General features: G+C 65.6%; 16 protein-coding genes. 12 read left to right on the forward strand and 4 right to left on the reverse strand.

The genetic code is table 11. The annotated features are described in order from the left end of the window. Positions 1 to 48: 48 nt before the first annotated feature. Entirely contained in the window at positions 49 to 1,344 is a 1,296-nt protein-coding gene (locus ACTHL0_RS01145; RefSeq protein ID WP_440564725.1) for a c-type cytochrome, read from the reverse strand. A 20-nt stretch (positions 1,345 to 1,364) separates the two neighbouring features. Next, positions 1,365 to 2,096, reverse strand: coding sequence for a c-type cytochrome (locus ACTHL0_RS01150; protein WP_440564726.1), 732 nt, complete (start codon positions 2,094 to 2,096; stop codon positions 1,365 to 1,367). A 696-nt stretch (positions 2,097 to 2,792) separates the two neighbouring features. Here ACTHL0_RS01150 and ACTHL0_RS01155 point away from each other — a divergent pair. Next, positions 2,793 to 3,710, forward strand: a complete 918-nt coding sequence (locus ACTHL0_RS01155; protein ID WP_440564727.1) for a CopD family protein — start codon at positions 2,793 to 2,795, stop codon at positions 3,708 to 3,710. Between the two features lie 354 nt (positions 3,711 to 4,064). Here the strand turns inward: ACTHL0_RS01155 and ACTHL0_RS01160 are convergent, their stop codons facing one another. After that, positions 4,065 to 4,367, reverse strand: a complete 303-nt coding sequence (locus ACTHL0_RS01160; RefSeq protein WP_440564728.1) for a hypothetical protein — start codon at positions 4,365 to 4,367, stop codon at positions 4,065 to 4,067. A gap of 524 nt (positions 4,368 to 4,891) precedes the next feature. Then, the gene (dgoD, locus tag ACTHL0_RS01165; protein ID WP_440564729.1) at positions 4,892 to 6,040 is read right to left on the reverse strand and encodes a galactonate dehydratase; all 1,149 of its coding nucleotides are present in this window, start codon (positions 6,038 to 6,040) and stop codon (positions 4,892 to 4,894) included. 319 nt (positions 6,041 to 6,359) lie between these two features. Here dgoD and ACTHL0_RS01170 point away from each other — a divergent pair, with 319 nt between their 5' ends. The 11 genes from ACTHL0_RS01170 (at position 6,360) to ACTHL0_RS01220 (ending at position 17,958) form a co-directional block, all read left to right on the forward strand. Further along, positions 6,360 to 7,040, forward strand: coding sequence for a FadR/GntR family transcriptional regulator (locus tag ACTHL0_RS01170; RefSeq protein WP_440564730.1), 681 nt, complete (start codon positions 6,360 to 6,362; stop codon positions 7,038 to 7,040). A gap of 166 nt (positions 7,041 to 7,206) precedes the next feature. Continuing rightward, positions 7,207 to 7,359, forward strand: coding sequence for a DUF6496 domain-containing protein (locus ACTHL0_RS01175; protein ID WP_440564731.1), 153 nt, complete (start codon positions 7,207 to 7,209; stop codon positions 7,357 to 7,359). Between the two features lie 208 nt (positions 7,360 to 7,567). Then, positions 7,568 to 8,656, forward strand: coding sequence for a 2-aminoethylphosphonate ABC transporter substrate-binding protein (gene phnS / locus ACTHL0_RS01180; RefSeq protein ID WP_440564732.1), 1,089 nt, complete (start codon positions 7,568 to 7,570; stop codon positions 8,654 to 8,656). A 105-nt stretch (positions 8,657 to 8,761) separates the two neighbouring features. After that, positions 8,762 to 9,784: an ATP-binding cassette domain-containing protein gene (locus ACTHL0_RS01185; RefSeq protein WP_440564764.1), complete on the forward strand. Its 1,023-nt coding sequence runs from the start codon at positions 8,762 to 8,764 to the stop codon at positions 9,782 to 9,784. Next, positions 9,762 to 10,763, forward strand: coding sequence for a 2-aminoethylphosphonate ABC transporter permease subunit (gene phnU, locus ACTHL0_RS01190; protein WP_440564733.1), 1,002 nt, complete (start codon positions 9,762 to 9,764; stop codon positions 10,761 to 10,763). The genes ACTHL0_RS01185 and phnU overlap by 23 nt, the downstream gene beginning before the upstream one ends. Before the next feature lie 53 nt (positions 10,764 to 10,816). Then, positions 10,817 to 11,620 carry a 2-aminoethylphosphonate ABC transport system, membrane component PhnV gene (phnV, locus tag ACTHL0_RS01195; protein WP_440564765.1) on the forward strand — a complete coding sequence of 268 codons (804 nt, stop codon included), beginning with the start codon at positions 10,817 to 10,819 and terminating at the stop codon, positions 11,618 to 11,620. Between the two features lie 229 nt (positions 11,621 to 11,849). After that, the gene (gene deoC, locus ACTHL0_RS01200; protein ID WP_440564734.1) at positions 11,850 to 12,854 is read left to right on the forward strand and encodes a deoxyribose-phosphate aldolase; all 1,005 of its coding nucleotides are present in this window, start codon (positions 11,850 to 11,852) and stop codon (positions 12,852 to 12,854) included. A gap of 10 nt (positions 12,855 to 12,864) precedes the next feature. Beyond that, complete coding sequence (locus tag ACTHL0_RS01205) at positions 12,865 to 15,267, forward strand: aldehyde dehydrogenase family protein (RefSeq protein WP_440564735.1); 2,403 nt, start codon at positions 12,865 to 12,867, stop codon at positions 15,265 to 15,267. Positions 15,268 to 15,358: 91 nt separating this feature from the next. After that, complete coding sequence (locus ACTHL0_RS01210; RefSeq protein ID WP_440564736.1) at positions 15,359 to 15,856, forward strand: RbsD/FucU family protein; 498 nt, start codon at positions 15,359 to 15,361, stop codon at positions 15,854 to 15,856. Beyond that, positions 15,853 to 16,791, forward strand: coding sequence for a ribokinase (rbsK, locus tag ACTHL0_RS01215; protein ID WP_440564738.1), 939 nt, complete (start codon positions 15,853 to 15,855; stop codon positions 16,789 to 16,791). Before ACTHL0_RS01210 ends, rbsK begins: the two co-directional genes overlap by 4 nt. 102 nt (positions 16,792 to 16,893) lie before the next feature. Beyond that, on the forward strand, positions 16,894 to 17,958 hold the full coding sequence (locus ACTHL0_RS01220) for an ABC transporter permease (protein WP_440564739.1): 1,065 nt from the start codon (positions 16,894 to 16,896) through the stop codon (positions 17,956 to 17,958). Positions 17,959 to 18,061: the final 103 nt, after the last annotated feature.

Below are 18,061 nucleotides of genomic sequence, written 5' to 3' on the forward strand. Positions count from 1 at the left end.
CCTAGTGCCTGAGCGAACTTCTGGCCCAAGGCACTTTGGATCAGGCGATTAATCGAGCGGCGCCGAACGCAAGTCGCTCACTTGCTGCGGCGACACCGGCGTACCGTGGTTGCCCCACGACATCCGGATATACGTGACGACAGCGGCGACTTCCTCGTTCGACAGCGATTGCGCGAACGGAGGCATGCCGTACGGATGCGGGTTGTTACCCGTGCTCGGCGGGTAGCCGCCGTTCAGCACCATACGGATCGGGTTCACGGCCGACGGCATCTGAATCGACTGGTTCGTCGCGAGCGGCGGGTACGCCGGCGGCTTGCCGAGGCCGTTGTCGGCGTGGCACTTCGCGCAGTTGTCGGCGTAGACCTTCTTGCCCGTTTGCAGCAGCTCGTCGCCGAACTTCTCCGACGTCTCGTACTGCATGGTTTCCGGCGCTTCCTTCTTCTGCGGGATCGTCTTCAGGTACGTCGCCATCGCGCGGACGTCGTCGTCCGACATGTACTGCAAGCTGTTGTGGACGACTTCGGCCATCGGGCCGAACACGGCACCGCGCGCGGACACGCCGTTCTTCAGCAGATCGCTGATGTCCTTGACGTCCCACTCGCCGAGACCGGCTTCCTTATTCGACGTGAGCGACGGCGCATACCAGTTCTGCAGCGGGATCAGGCCGCCGGCGAACGCCGACGAATTCACCGGGCCGCCCATCAGATTGATCGACGTATGGCACATCGTGCAGTGGCCGAGACCTTCGACGAGGTAAGCGCCACGGTTCCATTCGACCGACTTCGTCGGATCGTCCTTGTACGTGCCTTCACGGAAGAACAGCGTACGCCAGCCGATCAGCAGATTGCGGTTGTTGAACGGGAAGCGCAACTCGTGCGGACGGCTCGGCACGGCCACCGGCGGCACCGAGCGCAGGTAGGCGTAGATCGCGTCCGAATCGGCGCGCGTGACCTTCGTGTAGCTCGCGAACGGGAACGCGGGGTACAGCAGGCTGCCGTCCTTCGAGCGGCCCGTATGAATGGCGCGGTAGAAGTCATCCGACGACCACTTGCCGATACCGTATCGGTCGTCGGGCGTGATGTTCGGCGTATAGAGCGTGCCGAACGGCGTGGCCATCGGCAGGCCGCCGGCAAACTGCTGGCCGCCGCGGACCGTGTGGCAGGCGATACAGTCGCCGGCGCGAGCGAGGTATTCGCCGCGCTTGATCAAGGCGGCTTGATCGGCGGGCGTGGCCGCTTCGGCCGAACCGTTGTGCAGGTTATCGCTGCCCGACCAAAGGACGGGCACGAGCGCGGCGGCCGCAACGACGAGCGCCGACAGAGCGAACAGGGACTTGCGTTTCATAAGTGTGTCTCTCCTCGCGCTTACTGTGGTTCGCTACCGCAGGCAAGCGGAGTTTTCATCGAGCGGGCCGGAGCCGGAACCGGGTTGGCCGGGGCGGGTTGGGTCGACAGCCATGCCGCGACGGCCGTCACATCCGCGTCCGTCAGGCGCGATGCGATCTCGTGCATGCAATCGGGCGCGATGGCGTGGCGCGTGCCCGAACGCCATGCGCCGAGCTGAGCGCTGATGTAATCGCTATGCAAGCCGACGAGGCCCGGAACGGCGGGCTCCATGCCCGTCAGACCTTTGCCGTGGCAGGCCGCGCAAGCGGGAATGTCCTTGGTTTTATCGCCGTTCAGGACGATTTGCTTGCCGCGCGCGAGGACGTCGTTCCCGACCGTGGGCTTGGCCGGCGTCGGGTACGGCGGACGCTGCTGCGAGAAGTACGTGGCGATCTGATGCAGGTAGTCGTCCGAGAGGTACGTGACGAGGTAGTTCATCGGCGGGTACTTGCGGCGGCCCGCGCGGAAATTCTCGAGCTGGTTGTACAGGTACTCGGCCGGCTTGCCCGCGAGGCGCGGGAAGTAGTCGTTATCGGTACCTTGGCCGTGCGAACCGTGGCAGGCCGTGCAACCCTGCACGCGCTGCTCCATCGTATCGGGGGCCGTGGGCTGACTTTGCGCTTGCGCTGCGCTGTAGACACCGGCACTGCCAATCAACAGAAGGGCGAGTAGCGGGCGGAAAATGCGTCTGGAAGACACGCGTAACTCCATCGTTATTCGGGGACCTACCGGGCTACGATCGGCTCGGTATGGCTCTGTGGCTTGCTATTGACTGTTTCGATGCGCGATGTTGCAGCGGCCGTGGCTGATGCGCTATCGGCTTGACGCTCGGGCCAAGCCTGGCGCTGCGACGCAGCATTCTATCATCGATGGGGGGCTCAGGCTATTTGCCGCAGGCGGCGCAAATGCGTCTGGATGCGACGCCGCGACAATATGCCACGTGTAACGCAGTCGTGGCGCACGTTTCGCTGGCGGCACGGTGTCGGGCATCGTTGTCTCCTTTTTGCACATCGAACGTCGACGCGGGGTCGTTCGGCCTGCTTGTGAGCGGTGCATATCGCCCGCGACGCCCGTCAAGCCACCGGCTACCCGGGACGCACGCGCCGTGCCGCGCGAGCTTCGGCAGCCCGATGGAGATCGGACAGCGATCGCATCGCGCCCGGCGCCCGCTGCACGTACACTCACGCCTGCGGCGCGCTCACCCACGATCTCATCGAGCGGTTCATCGGCCCACGCCCGGCCGGGCTGACGGCGGGACTGACGGGGGCTGACGGGGGCTGACGGCCGCGCATTTCAACGCCCTTTCGATTCGCTTCCAATGATGTTTCCTTTGCTTCACCGCCGCTCCCACAGCGTGCCGCTCAATCGTTCGGCCGCTCGTATTCAAACGCGAGGATCCGTGCGCCGATGAACGTGACCGGACTGACGATCGGACAGGTGGCGCTCGCCGCCTTGATGGATATCGCCTTCGCGTTGGCGATCGGCTCGGCACTGCTCGAACGTTGGCTCGCCGTCGAGGGACAACTGGCGCGTGCCGCTTGTCAGCGGGCGCGCGCATCGCTCGTCGCGGCGTGCTTTGCGCTCGTGCTCGCCGATGTGCTGTGGCTGCTTTACGAATCGGCCGTGATGAGCGGGCTGGCGCTCGTGCCGGCGATCGGGGCGATCCCGACGGTGCTTGGCCAGACTCAGGTCGGCTTTGGCTGGTGCGTCGCTTTCGGCGGCGCGGTGCTGGCGTGGGCTGCGGCGCTCGCGAGTCGCGGCGGCCGGGCCGGTCAGGCGGCGTTCGGGCTTGCCGTCGTCATCGTCGCGCTGGGCAAGGCATCGATGGGACATGCGGCCGATGCCGGTCCGTGGTCGGCTGCCGTCGCGATCCAGGCGCTGCATCTCCTGGCGACAGGTGTATGGGGCGGTATTACGCTCGCCGGCGGGCTCTTCGTGCTGCCGGCGCTCGACAGCTCGACGACACGCGGCGCGCTGATTCGGGTCGCCGGGCGAATCTCCTATACGGCGGGTATGGCTTTGGGTGCCGTGCTCGCGACAGGGTTGTACAACGCGGTAGTCGGCCTGGGCGGATCGCTCGCGCCGCTCTCGGAAACCGGCTGGGGCCATGTGCTGACACTCAAGGGTGCGCTCGTGCTGCTGGCCGTCCTGCTTGGCGCGCTGAATCGAACGTCTGCGCTACCGAGATTGCGCCGCACGGCATCGACCACGGATGCCCACACATTCAACAACGTTCTGCATTTGGAAGCGCTCGTGATGGTCGGCGTCTTCATCGTTGCCGCCGTGCTCGCGCATATGGCTCCGGGCATCATGCCGTCGCATTGAGCGTGGGCGCAAGAGCGCGCCGCCGCTCGAAGCCGTTGCGTTCCCGGCGGCATCGGGCGTACCGCGAGCGCTTGCGCCAGCCGCTTATGCCCGTCGCTTCAATTCCTCGCTCACATCGCTCGCTTTCGCCGGGCGGCGCGGTCCGGTATGTCTCATTCATGAGACGACGACGGCCGCAAGCTCACGCGTGCGTTCAGGCGCCGTGCGCCGAGGGCCGCCGCGAGGCGTGCTGCTCGACGGGAGCGGGACTGGGGCTCGCCGTGGCGAGCGTCTCGAGCGCGGGTGCGAGGCTCGGGGCGAGCGCTTGACATCGTCGGGTGCGGCGCGAGCACGCACACGCCGGATCGAGTGCGGTCATTCATAGCCGAGCCTGTGACTGAGAATGGGTGAGAAAAACAGCGCCATCGATGCGCCGATCACCTTGCCTTCGAGCTCGGCCGTCGCGGCGTGCACGACATAGCTGTGCGCGAGCACATCGAAGAGCTGCGGCGCGCAATAGAGGCCGGCCAGGCCGATAGCGCATTTCTCGACGATGGCGATCGGCCAGCCACGGCTGCACGCGGCGACCGCGGCCAGGACGCGCACCAGCGCGAACACGACAAGTGCGCCGACCGCCGCCTGCTCGCGGATCAGATAATCCGGTATGAATTCCCCCATGGCCCGCTCCCAGAGTAATCGTTGTATGGGCAACGGCAATGCAAGGAGTGGGCCACCGATAGGTGATGGACGAGGTGCGCGGGGCAATGAGGCCCGCCCCGTAAGGCTTTGGGCGGAACGGGCACCCGTGCCGGACGGGATCGAATCCAGTCCGAGGGGGCGCCCGCCGCCAGAAGTGTTACGTTCGTGAACGTAACGCGCCGTGACGCGCGGTGAATGGGCTTCGTTCCTTCTGCGCGTTGCTCCCTCTGCCGATGCCTTGCGAGAAGCGATGGCGCATCGTCGCGCAGACGCGTCTGGCCGAAGGTCTGTCGATGACGACCGTCGCGCATAGGGTGGGATAGGCCAGCGATAGCGCTTTTATCGCGATGATCGCGATGTATCGCCGGCTGTACGGCGTGTCGCCCGGGAGGGGCGCGCGAACGAACACGGTTGGCAGACGCTGGTCAGTGGCGCGCAGCGTTCGCGCCGGGCGCTTTTGCTTGAACGCGGGCGGGCGGCAGGGGCCACCCGCCCGCCAGGTATCACCACTCGGCGACGCTGCCGTCGGCGTGACGCCAGACCGGATTGCGCCAGCGGTGGCCGACCTTCGCCATCTCGCGCACTTTCTCCTCGTTGACGTCGACGCCGAGCCCCGGGCCCTTCGGGATCGCGACGAAACCGCCGTCGTATTTGAACACTTCGGGGTTGTGCAGGTAGTCGAGCAGATCGTTGCCTTGGTTGTAGTGAATGCCGAGGCTTTGTTCCTGAATGAACGCGTTATAGCTCACCGCATCGAGCTGCAGGCACGCGGCCAGTGCGATCGGCCCGAGCGGGCAGTGCAGGGCGAGGCCGACGTCGTAAGCCTCGGCCATCGCCGCGATCTTGCGGCATTCGGTGATGCCGCCCGCATGCGAGGCGTCGGGCTGGATGATGTCGACATAGCCCTCGGAGAGGATCGACTTGAAATCCCAGCGCGAGTAGAGCCGTTCGCCCAGCGCAATCGGCGTGTTCGTCTGGTTGACGATGTCGCGCAGCGCCTCGACGTTCTCCGACAGCACAGGCTCTTCGATGAAGAGCAGCTTGTACGGATCGAGTTCCTTCGCCAGCACCTTCGCCATCGGCTTGTGGATCCGGCCGTGGAAGTCGACTCCGATGCCCACATGCGGGCCGACGGCTTCGCGCACCGCGGCGACGTTGGCGATCACCTGCTCCACCTTGTCGAAGGTGTCGACGATCTGCACTTCCTCGGAGCCGTTCATCTTGAGCGCCTTGAAGCCGCGTTCGACCACGGCGCGTGCATTGTTCGCCACGTCGTTCGGGCGATCCCCGCCGATCCACGAGTACACCTTGATCCGATCGCGCACGGCGCCGCCGAGCAGCGCGTGCACCGGCACGCCGTGATGCTTGCCGAGAATGTCCCACAGCGCCTGATCGATGCCGGCGATCGCGCTCATGAGGACGGGGCCGCCGCGATAGAAGCCCGCGCGATACATGACTTGCCAGTGATCCTCGATATGGCGCGGATCCTTGCCGATCAGGTAATCGGCCAATTCCTGCACGGCCGCTTCGACGGTATGGGCGCGGCCTTCGACGACCGGTTCGCCCCAGCCGACGATGCCTTCGTCCGTCTCGATCTTGAGAAACAGCCAGCGCGGCGGGACGACGAACGTCTCGAGCTTCGTGATTTTCATGAGAACACTCCTCCTGGTCGGTGATGACGGCCACGCCGCGGCGCACGCCAAGGACGCATCGAGGCGCCCAAAACCGTCATCGTACCTCAAAACTTATTGAAGTACTATTAATAGTATTTTTGTGGTAGGTCATCGTGGCTTTTTGCCGACGGGGGGGCGGAACGCTTGCGCTTTGCTGGATGCCCGCGATAATCCGCAACAGGGCCGACGTGGCCGGGCGCCGCACGGCAAGTGGCGCGTCCCACGTCCGATCCCGCCGCCGCGTGAAGCCGCTTGCTTGCCGCGGACAGTGGGCGGCCTATACAACCCAGGGAGAACAATGATTCAACGCGATCTGCATGGGCGAGTCGCCTACATGCTGGCGACCGCTATTTTGCGCGGCGATTACCTGCCGGGCACTTTGTTGCCGCGCGAGGCGGAGCTGATGGAATCGTTCGGCGTGAGCCGTACGGTATTGCGCGAGGCGCTTCGAACCCTGAACTCGAAGGGGCTCGTCGAATCGCGGCCAAAAGTCGGCACGAAGGTGAGGCGCCGCAGTGCCTGGAACCTGCTCGATGCCGACTTGCTCGAGTGGTATTCGCAAGTCGCGCCGCCAGTCGCCTTCGCGTTGAAGCTGCAGGAGGTGCGCGAGATGGTCGAACCGTATGCGGCGGCGCTGGCGGCGCGCGCGCATACGCTGGAAACGGTCGATGCGCTCGAGCGCGCGCATGCGGCGATGGTCGCGGCGCGCAACGTCGACGAATGGGTGCGGGCCGATCTGCATTTCCATCTGGGCATCCTGGCGGCCTGCAGTAACGAATTGTTGATGCCGCTCGGCGCGTTGATCGAGCGCACGCTCGAAGCGCAGCTGCGCCTCAATGCCAAGCGGGCCGACGTCTTCAATGCCGCGCTGCATCAGCATACGGCTGTGTACGACGCGATTCGCCTGCGCCAGCCCGAGGCGGCGCGTTCGGCGATGGCCGATCTGCTCGGCGTGACACGCAAGCGCATCGAGGCTTAGGCCCTCTTCACGCTTGTATCGGCCTTGCGCTGGCCACGATTGGTATGACCAGCCCGAGGGGAGGGCGCAGCGCGGGGCTGCGCGCCGAAAGCGCCCCTTGGAACGCGCGTTGCTGAACAAAGGACGGCACTGTCAGCAACGCGCTGAGCGCGCGAAGGAGGTCATCATGCCGCTGAAACGAGGGACGTCCCGCGATGACATTTCGAAGAACGTCAAGACCGAAATGAAGCATGGCAAGTCGCAGAAGCAATCGGTCGCCATCGCCTTGAATCAAGCCCGCAAGTCCGGGGCGAAGATTCCGAAGAAGCACGCGAAGTAACGCGATAACGCGATAACCAATAACGCGATAACGCGATAACACCCTCACGCGGTATCCACCGCGACTTTCGCGCCGGGTCGACAGCTGTTGCCCGGCGCGCCCTCCACGCGCATGGCGCGCATACCGTGCCTCACGTACCGCCGCATAGTCATCGGACTGTCACCAAAAGCTGTGAATCTTGCGTCGCATCACACCTTTGGAGATCGACATGACACCGAGCCAATCCCTTCGCGCAAAGGCCGGCCTTGGCCGCTTGCTCGTGGCGGTGGCCGCCGCGGCTTTGTTCGAGGGACTCGCGTTGCCGGCCCACGCTGCCGATGCGGTTGTGCTGTACACGGCCGACGGCCTCGAGAACCTGTACAAGGATGTGCTGCCCGCCTTCGACAAGAAGGAAGGCGTCAAAGTGAATATCGTGACGGCAGGCAGCGGTGAAGTCGTGAACCGCGCGACGGTGGAGAAGGATTCGCCGAAGGCCGACGTGATCGTGACGCTGCCGCCGTTCATTCAGCAGGCCGATCAAGCCGGGTTGCTGCAGCCGTATGCGAGCGTGAACTACAAGAACGTGCCGGCGATTGCCAAGGCTGGCAATGGCGCATGGGCAACGTTCGTCAACAACTACTTCTCGTTCGCGATAAACCCTGACACGGTCAAGACTCAGCCGAAGACGTTCGAGGATCTGCTGCACGCCGGCTACAGCGGCAAGATCGCCTATTCGAACCCGGCCACGGCCGGCGACGGCATGGCCGTCATCATCCTGACGACGTCGCTGATGGGTGAGGACAAGGCATTCGACTACCTGAAGAAGCTCGAGCAAAGCGCCAAGTTCCACACGAAGGGGACGGGCTACCTCGATGTGCTGCTTTCGCGCAACGAGATCGCGGTGGCCAACGGCGATTTGCAGATGGATCTCGACGACGCGGCGAACGGCGGCCTCTCGCTCAAGCCGGTCTTCCTTGCCGAGAAGGCTGGCAACCAGCCGGCGACGTTCCAGCTGCCCTATGCGATCGGCCTCATCAAGAACGGCCCGAACCAAGGTAAAGGCAAGAAGCTGATCGACTATCTGATGTCGGCCGATGTGCAATCGAAGGTGCCCGACATCTTCGGTATCCCGGGCCGCACGGATATCCGGCTCGCGGGCAAGAACGGCGAGGCCGTCAAGCAAGCGATCTCGGGCGTGAAGCTGATTCCCGTCGATTGGAACCACGTGATGGCGAAGAAGGCCGATTGGACCGCGCGATGGAAGCGCGACGTGATCGGCAATTCGGGTAAGCAAACCGAAGTCGTGAAGCCGAAGTAATCCATTGGCACGTCGAGGACGAACCGGGTGAACACCGCAGGACGGGGGGATCGGAGCGCCGATGCGCATCGCGCTCATGGGCAGGGGGATACGCGTGCCTCGAGTATGCGCGGTGTCGAAATCGAACGGCTCAGTGTGCGCTTCGGTGCGCGCACGGTGCTTGACGACCTATCGCTCTCGATCGGCCGCGGTGAGTTCTTGACCGTGCTGGGCCGCAGCGGTTGCGGCAAGACGACGCTGCTGCGTTTCATCGCCGGGTTCGTCAAAGCGGATTTCGTGGCCGGGCGCCTGTTCGTGGCCGGCCGCGATCTGACGCACGAGCACGCCCATCGGCGCAATCTCGGGCTCTTATTCCAAAGCTACGCGCTGTTCCCGCACCTGAGCGTGTTCGAGAACGTCGCCTTCGGCTTGCGCGCGCGCCGCATCGGCGGCGCCGACATCGCGCGGCGCGTCGCCGACGCGCTCAAACTCGTGCAGCTTGCCGATGCCGGCCACGTCATGCCCGCTCAGCTTTCCGGCGGCATGCAGCAGCGCGTCGCGCTCGCACGCGCGCTCGTCATCGAACCCGATGTGCTGTTGCTCGACGAGCCGCTTTCCGCACTCGATGCCAACTTGCGCGCCTCGGTGCGTTCCGAGCTGAAAGCGCTGCACGAGCGGCTGCCGAATCTGACGATCGTCTGCGTCACGCACGATCAGGACGATGCGCTCGTGCTGTCCGATCGCACGCTGCTCATGCGCGACGGCCGTGTTGCCCAAATCGGCACGCCGCAGGCGCTGTACGACGCCCCCGCGGATGCGTTCGTGGCGCGCTATCTCGGCGCCGCCAATTTGCTGCCACCACGCGTCGCCTTTCCGCTCGGCGACGCGCGCTATGGCGAGCGCGACCGACTCGCGTGCCTGCGCCCCGAAAGCCTGCGGCTCGCACCGCTCGGCGAGGGGCAGTTGCACGGCACGATCGCATCGGTCGATTGGTATGGGCCGGCGCTGTCGGTATCGGTCGTGCTCGACGCGATGCCGGAAACGCCTGTGCTCGTCGCGGCCGCACGCGGCCACGGGATGACACCGGAAAAGGGAGCACGCGTATCGCTCGGATATGAGGTGGATCATGTCGTCCTCGTTCAACCTTGAGCGCACGAGGGGCGCACCGCTCGCCTCGGCCACGTTCGACCCGGCGCAACAGGCGCAACAGGCGCAACCGTTGCAACAGGCGCAACCGTTGCAGCAGGCGGCCTTGCTCGAGCAGGCCGGCGCGCATCGCGCGGCGGCGAGGCGTCGCGCGTGGGGCGCTCATCTGCATTTGATCCTGGTCGCAACGTTCGTCCTCGGTCCGCTCGTGATTTATCCCTTGGCACGGCTGGTACGGCTGAGCCTGACCGGGCCGCATGGTGAATTCGGCTTGCATGCTTACCGGGCTTTTTTCTCGAACCCCGATGCGAGCGGCGTGATCGGCACGACGCTCGCCATCGTGTTCGCCAGCGCGGGCGCCGCGTCCGTGCTCGGCGTCGCCATCGCCGCGCTGCTGTTTTTCAGGCCGTTTCCTGGCGCCGCGATCATTACCCGCTTTCTCGAATTGTTCGTCGCCTTCCCGTCGTTTCTGGTGGCGTTCACGCTGATCTTTCTCTATGGCTCGCAAGGCTCCGTCAGCATCGCGCTGCAACGGCTCTTTCATCTGAGCGCGCCGCCGCTCGATTTTCTGTTCGGCACGGGCGGCATCGTGCTCGCCGAGGTCGTCTTCTATGCGCCGTTCGTCATCCGGCCGACCCTGGCTTCGTTCGCACAGATCGACATGCGGCTCATCGAAGCGGCGCGCAGCCTGGGGGGCAATGGCTTCATGGTGGCGTGGCGGGTGATCGCACCACTGGCATGGCCCGGCATCGCGGCCGGCACGCTGCTGTGCTTCCTGCTGACACTCAACGAGTTCGGCATCCTGCTCGTGCTCGGCAGCGCGCATCTGGTCACGCTGCCCGTGGCCATCTACAGCTCGGCGACGATCGATCTCGACTTGCCGGCGGCTGCTGCCGGTGCCGTCGTGATGCTCGCGATGTCGCTCTCGCTCTATGCGCTCTATCGCAGCGTCGATCGCCGGCAGGCGATGGGAGCCCGATGATGCGCTTGCCAGTGGATCAGCCGGTCAGCGCCATCCCCGAATCTGCGTCCGGTATGCGGCGCAGGGCGGCGCCCATAGCCGGTGTTGCGGTCACGGCTTTCGCCGCGCTGCTGTGTCTGTGGCTCTTCGTGCTGCCGGTCGTGGTGGTCGCGCTCTCCAGCGTGGCGTCGCATTGGTCGGGAACGATTGTCCCCGATGGGTTCACTACGCGTTGGTTCGATCGGCTCGGTTCGAGCGATTTCGATGCGGTCTTCGCGAGTCTCGAGGTTGGGTTTTCCGTGGCGGTGCTCGGGACCGCGATCGGCTTGTGGCTGGCGCTTGCGCTCGAAGGGCGCACGCGCAATGGACTTGGCGCGCTCGTCGATACGATCACGATGATGCCCAACGGCGTGCCGAGCATCGTGCTCGGCCTCGGCGTGCTGATCGCCTATCACAAGGCGCCGCTCGATTTATCGAGTTCGCCCGCGATCGTCGTGCTCGTGCAGCTCGCGCTCGTCTTGCCCTTCAGCTATCGCTGCGCGGCCGCCGCGCTTCGTCCCGAGTTGACGGTGCTGCGGGAGGCCGCCGCGAGCCTCGGGGCACCGCCGTCGATGGTGCTGCGGCGCGTCGTGCTGCCGCAGCTCGTGCCCGCCATTCGCGCGAGCGTCGCGCTTGGCTTCGCGCTCTCGCTCGGCGAGCTCGGCGCGACGCTGACTGTCTATCCGCCGGGATTTTCGACGGTGCCGGTCGTCGTTGTCGGTCAGGTCGAGCGCGGCTACTACCTGCCCGCTTCTGCCTTGGCGCTGATCCTCTTGACCGCGTCCTTCACCGCACTCTCGCTCATCGCGGCGCGCGTACAGAAGCGCCGCACGAGCTGAGGGTTGTTTCGCATGCGAGCGAGCCGACTCCGTTCGGCTGCATCAAGGATTCGGGGCTCGGCTACCAGGAAGGCGTAGCGTTTTTGCAGCCCGTTATCGCAACGAAGGACAGGTGTCAGGAGAGCGTCGATAAAATTGTAACGAAGACTTGTCATGATTGTTTCATGCGACTAGGATCGATGCGAACAAATCATCACGGTGTGTTGTGCATCGCACAATCCGTCTTCCTATGTCCGACGCTTCAACCCAAACGATCGTCGTGCCCCATGGTTTTGCCTTTGCGCTCGATAAGCGCAATCGCGGCGTACCTTTCGACGCGGCCTGGATCGACGGCCTGCGCGTCAACGCTTCGGCGGTAGAGCGGCGCACCGCCACGCTCGCGTCGCGCCGTTCGGTGAAGAAGGACGCCCAAGCCGCCTGGCTGCTCAAAGCCGTCACGTGCATCGATCTGACCACCTTGAACGGCGACGACACGGAAGGCCGTGTGCGCCGGCTCTGCGCCAAGGCGCGTCAGCCCGTGCGCGCCGATTTGATCGAGGCCCTGGGGCTTGCGCCCCAGTCCATCACGACGGGGGCCGTGTGCGTCTATCACCGCTTCGTGGCGGCGGCCGTCGATGCCCTGGCCGGCACGGGTGTTCCCGTCGCGGCCGTCTCCACGGGCTTTCCGGCGGGCTTGAATCCGCACCCGCTCAAGCTCGAGGAGATCGAGGCTTCGGTGGCCGACGGCGCGGCTGAAATCGACATCGTCATCACGCGCGAACACGTACTCACGGGCAACTGGCGCGCGCTGTACGACGAGGTGCGCGATTTCCGCGCGGCCTGCGGCGCCGCGCATATGAAGGCCATCCTGGCCACGGGCGATATCCGCACGCTGACGAACGTCGCCAAGGCCTCGATGGTCTGCATGATGGCCGGGGCCGATTTCATCAAGACGTCGACGGGCAAGGAGGGCGTCAACGCGACGCTCGATGTCTCGCTCGTCATGGTGCGGATGATCCGGGAGTTTTGCGAGCGCACGGGCACGCTGATCGGCTTCAAGCCGGCCGGCGGCGTATCGAGCGCGAAGGCGGTGCTCGCCTATCAAGTGCTCATGAAGGAAGAGCTCGGCCGCGACTGGCTCGAGCCCTCGCTCTTCCGGATCGGCGCGTCGAGCCTGCTCGCCGATATCGAGCGCCAACTCGAGCACCACATCACCGGCCGCTATTCGGCTTTCAACCGTCACCCCGTAGCGTGAGCGATTCGCGATGAGCGTTGCGCAATACTTTCAGACGATGGATTACGCCCCGGCTCCCGAGGACGATCAAGCCGCGCGCGCGTGGCTCGCGCGGCACGATGCGTCGTTCGGCCATTTCATCGACGGCCGGTGGCGCGCCAGCGTATCGGGTGAGTGCTTCACCGTGCGCGCGCCGGCGACGGGCGAGACGCTGGCCCAAGTGGCGCAGGGCGGGGCAGCTGACATCGATGCCGCCGTTGCGGCTGCGCATGCGGCACAGCCGGCCTGGCTGGCCGCTGGCGGCGCGCTGCGCGCGCGGCACCTGTATGCCCTCGCCCGCATGGTGCAGCGGCACAGCCGCCTGTTTGCCGTGGTCGAAGCGCTCGATAACGGTAAGCCGATCCGCGAGACGCGCGATCTCGACGTGCCGCTCGTCGCACGCCATTTTCTGCACCACGCCGGATGGGCTCAACTCCAGGAGGCCGAGTTCGCCGGATGGACGCCGGTGGGCGTCATCGGCCAGATCGTGCCTTGGAATTTTCCGCTGCTGATGCTCGCATGGAAGGTGGCACCGGCCATCGCGCTCGGCAATTGCGTCGTGCTCAAGCCGGCAGAATACACGCCGCTCACGGCCCTGCTGTTCGCCGAGTTGGCAAAGCAGGCCGGGCTGCCCGACGGCGTGCTCAACGTCGTGACCGGCGATGGCACAACGGGGGCTGCGCTCGTCGAACACCCCGGCGTCGACAAGATCGCGTTCACGGGCTCGACCGAAGTCGGCCGGCTCATTCGCGCGGCCACGGCCGGGTCGGGCAAATCGCTGACGCTCGAACTGGGCGGCAAGTCGCCCTTCATCGTCTTCGATGATGCCGATCTCGACGGCGCAGTGGAGGGCGTCGTCGATGCGATCTGGTTCAACCAAGGCCAGGTGTGCTGCGCGGGTTCGCGCCTGCTCGTGCAGGAGGGCGTGGAAGCGCGCTTCATCGCCAAGCTCAAGCGCCGCATGGCGACGCTGCGGGTCGGGCCGTCGCTCGACAAGACGATCGACATGAGCGCGATTGTCGATCCCGTACAACTGGCGCGGATCGAATCGCTCGTCGAGACGGGGCGGCGCGAGGGCGGCGACGTGTGGCAGCCCCAGCAGGTCGTGATGCCGGACACGGGGGGCTCGTACTACCCGCCGACGCTCGTGACGAACGTCGCACCGGCTTCCACGCTCGCACAAGCGGAAATCTTCGGGCCCGTGCTGACGGCCATGAGTTTTCGCACGCCCGACGAGGCCGTCGCGCTCGCCAACGACACGCGCTACGGTTTGGCCGCGAGCGTCTGGAGCGAGACCATCGGGCGCGCGCTCGATATCGCCCCGCGGCTTGCGTGCGGCGTGGTCTGGATCAACGCCACCAATTTGTTCGATGCCAGCGTCGGGTTCGGCGGCTACCGCGAGTCTGGGTATGGCCGCGAAGGCGGGCGCGAGGGGGCATACGAGTATTTGAAGCCGAGCGGCTGGGGCAAGGGCGCGTTGCGTGATGCGCAGGCGGCTGAAGCAGGGAAGGCCGCGGGGCTGGAACATCCCGCGAGGCTCGCGGGCATCGACTTCGTCGACCGCACCGCGAAGCTTTTCATCGGCGGCAAGCAGACGCGCGCCGACGGCGGCAACTCACTCGCCGTTTATGCGCCGAGCGGGGCGTTCATCGGCGAAGTGGCGGACGGCAATCGTAAGGATGTCCGCGATGCCGTCGCGGCGGCACGAAGCGCAGCCAAGTGGACACAGATGAGTGGACACGCGCGCGCACAGGTCCTCTACTACCTCGCCGAGAATCTATCGGCTCGTGCCGATGAGTTTGCCGGGCAGCTCGTTCGGCGTACAGCCTGTGACGAGGGCGCGGCCAGACGCGAAATCGATGCATCGATCGCGCGGCTCTTCACCTATGCGGCGTGGGCAGATAAATTCGACGGCGCCGTTCATACGCCGCCGTTGCGCGGCGTTGCGCTCGCCATGCACGAGCCGCTGGGCGTGGTCGGCATCGCGTGTCCGGACGAGGCGCCGTTGCTTGCGCTGATTTCGCTGATCGGGCCGGCGCTGGCGCTCGGCAACCGTGCGGTGGTGCTGCCGAGCGAGACGTGCCCGTTGATGGCGACCGATTTATACCAAGTCGTCGAAACGTCGGACGTTCCGGCTGGCGTACTCAATATCGTCACCGGCGCGCGCGCGGCGCTGCTGGCCACGCTGGCCAGGCACGACGACGTCGATGCGCTGTGGTGCTTCGGCCGCGCGGCGGAATCGACGCTCGTCGAGCGTGAATCGATCGGCAATTTGAAGCGCACGTTTGTCGACCATGGCCGTCGGCTCGATTGGTTCGAGCGCACGACCGAGGGCCTTCCCTTCTTGCGTCAAGCGGCGCAAATCAAGAATATCTGGATTCCGTATGGCGACTGACAGCCCACATTAGGGCGTGCTATCGGCTGCCCGGCCCGGTTCGATCCGTCACGGAACCGGGCGACGAGACAACGAAAGAAAGGAGACACCCGTGCTGAAACACCTCGATCCGCTTCTGAACGCAGATGTGCTCCACGCGTTGCGTGCGATGGGGCACGGCGATGAAGTCGTGATCTGCGACGCAAACTTCCCGGCCGATTCGGTGGCGCGGGCGACCGTGACGGGCAAGCTGCTGCGCATGGACGGCGTCGATGCCGCGCGGGCCGTGCGCGCCGTGCTTTCGGTGCTGCCGCTCGATACCTTCGTCGAAGCGCCTGCGATGCGCATGGAAGTCGTCGACGATCCGCAGGCCCTGCCGGCGGTTCAGCGCGAGGCGCAGGCCGAAGTCAACGCCGCGGAAGGCCGCGAGGTCCCGTTCGCATCGATTGAACGGCACGCGTTCTACGCGCGGGCACGCGGTGCCTACTGCGTGATCGTGACGGGCGAAACGCGCGGCTACGGCTGCTTCGTGTTCAAGAAGGGCGTCCTGCTCGCCCCCGACGCGCCGCTCGCCGCTGGCGACGGCCGGCCCGCGGAGCGCGGCAAATGAGCGGGCGCGTTGTCATCCTCGGTATCTACGTGACCGATCTCGCGTTTCGCGCGGAGCGCATGCCCGTGATCGGCGAAACGATCGCCGGCTCCGCGTTCGCGATGGGGCCCGGCGGGAAGGGTTCCAATCAAGCCGTCGCGGCTGCCCGCGCCGGTGCCGACGTCGTGTTCTGCACGCGGCTCGGCAACGATGCGTTCGGCGCGATCGCGCGCGAAACGTGGCGCGCGGAAGGCATCGAGGCGCGCGCGACCGTCGTCGATGGGTTGGCGACGGGGGCGGCGCACATCTTCGTCGATGCGGCAACCGGCTCGAACGCGATCATCGTCGCGGCGGGGGCGGCGGGCACGCTGGGCCCTGCCGACGCCGAGGCGATCGAAGCCGATATCGCCGCGGCGCAGGTGTTCGTCACGCAATTGGAGCAGCCGGTGACCGCCGCGCAGCGCGGGCTCGAACTCGCGCGCAAGCATGGCGTAACGACCGTGCTGAACCCCGCACCTGCGCTGCCGCTGCCCGACGAGATTTTTCCGATGTGCGATTACGTGACGCCGAACGAAACCGAAGCCGCGGCGCTGACCGGCATCGACATCGCCACGCCCGACGATGCGCGCCGCGCGGCCGATGCGCTTCTCGCCAAAGGCGTGGGTGCGGTGATCGTCACGCTCGGCGAAACCGGCGCGCTGCTGCATACGCCGGCGCAATCGGTGCTCGTGCCGGCGTTTCGCTGCGGGGCCGTCGTGGAAACAGCGGGGGCCGGCGACGGCTTCACAGGGGGATTCGCCGCGGCCCTCGCACGCGGCGAATCGCCTGTGGCCGCGGTTCGCTTCGGCTGCGCGCTTGCCGGTATTTCCGTCACGCGAGCGGGCACGGCACCCTCGATGCCAACGTTGGATGAAGTCAATGCGCTGCTGAGCGCGGGCTCGGCCGTGTCCGCATAGAAGCGGTTACGCCTGGCATAGTGTTTCGCATCACAGCATCACAGCATCACAGCATCACAGCATCACGCGGACGTATCACGCATCACGATAGGGGCGGCACTCATGAAAGGCTCGTTCGTCATCGGCAAGTGGTTCGGCGACAGGCAGTTGAATTTCCTGCTCGGCGTCAACGCGCTCGTGGTGATCGTCGCCGTGTGGCTCTCGCACGGCCAGTTCGTCAGTATCGATAACGTGCAGTCGATGGGATCGCAGCTGCCCGAAGTGGGGCTGCTCGCACTCGGCATCATGCTGTCGATGCTCTCGGGCAATGGCGGCATCGACCTCTCCGGCGTGGGGCTGGCGAACCTCTCGGGCATGGTGGCTGCGCTCGTTGTGCCGAAGTGGATCAGCGGCGACGATTCTCCCGTCCTCTATACGACACTCTTCGCCGCAATCGTCGTGGTGATGGGATTGCTGGGCGGTTTGATCAACGGCCTCGTCATCGCGCGGCTGCGGCTCACGCCGATCTTGTGCACGCTCGGCACGCAACTCGTGTTCACCGGGATTGCCGTCGCGCTGAGCAACGGCGCTTCGGTCCATGTCGATTACGTCGAGCCGCTGGCCGATATCGGCAACGGCACGGTATTCCAAGTGCCGATTTCGTTTTGCATCTTCATCGCGGCCGTCTTGCTGCTGGGCTGGCTCTTGAAACGCACGCCGTTCGGGCTGCGGCTTTATCTGATGGGCACGAATCCGCGGGCGGCGTTTTATGCCGGCATCGGTTGCGAACGGATGCTGATCGCCACCTACACGATGTGCGGCGTCCTCGCTTCGCTGGCCGGCCTCGTGAGCGTGTCGCATACGCTTAGCGCGAAATGGGACTACGGCAGCTCGTACCTGCTGATCGCGATTCTGATCGCGGTCATGGGGGGCGTGAATCCGGCCGGCGGATACGGCCGCGTCGTCTGCGTGTTCTTCGCCGCGACGGTGCTGCAATTGCTCTCGAGCCTGTTCAATTTACTGGGTGTCTCGCAGTTCTTCGGCGATTGCACGTGGGGCTTTTTGCTGCTCGTCTCGCTCGCGTTCGCCGACGGCGAGCCATTGCGGGCGATCTTCCGCTTCGGGCGTGCGGCTACGGTGCATGTCGAGCCCGGCGGCAAGCGTGGACCGGGCGGGCCGGGCGGATAACGGCGTGATGTTGCCGCACGAGTGAGTTGAGTTCGGTAGTCGGCGGACGCCTGGCCTCGGGCATCCGTCAGCAATCAAGGGGCGTCGCGGAAACAAGGAAGGA

This window comes from Trinickia sp. (assembly GCF_051961175.1).
GTDB lineage: Bacteria > Pseudomonadota > Gammaproteobacteria > Burkholderiales > Burkholderiaceae > Trinickia.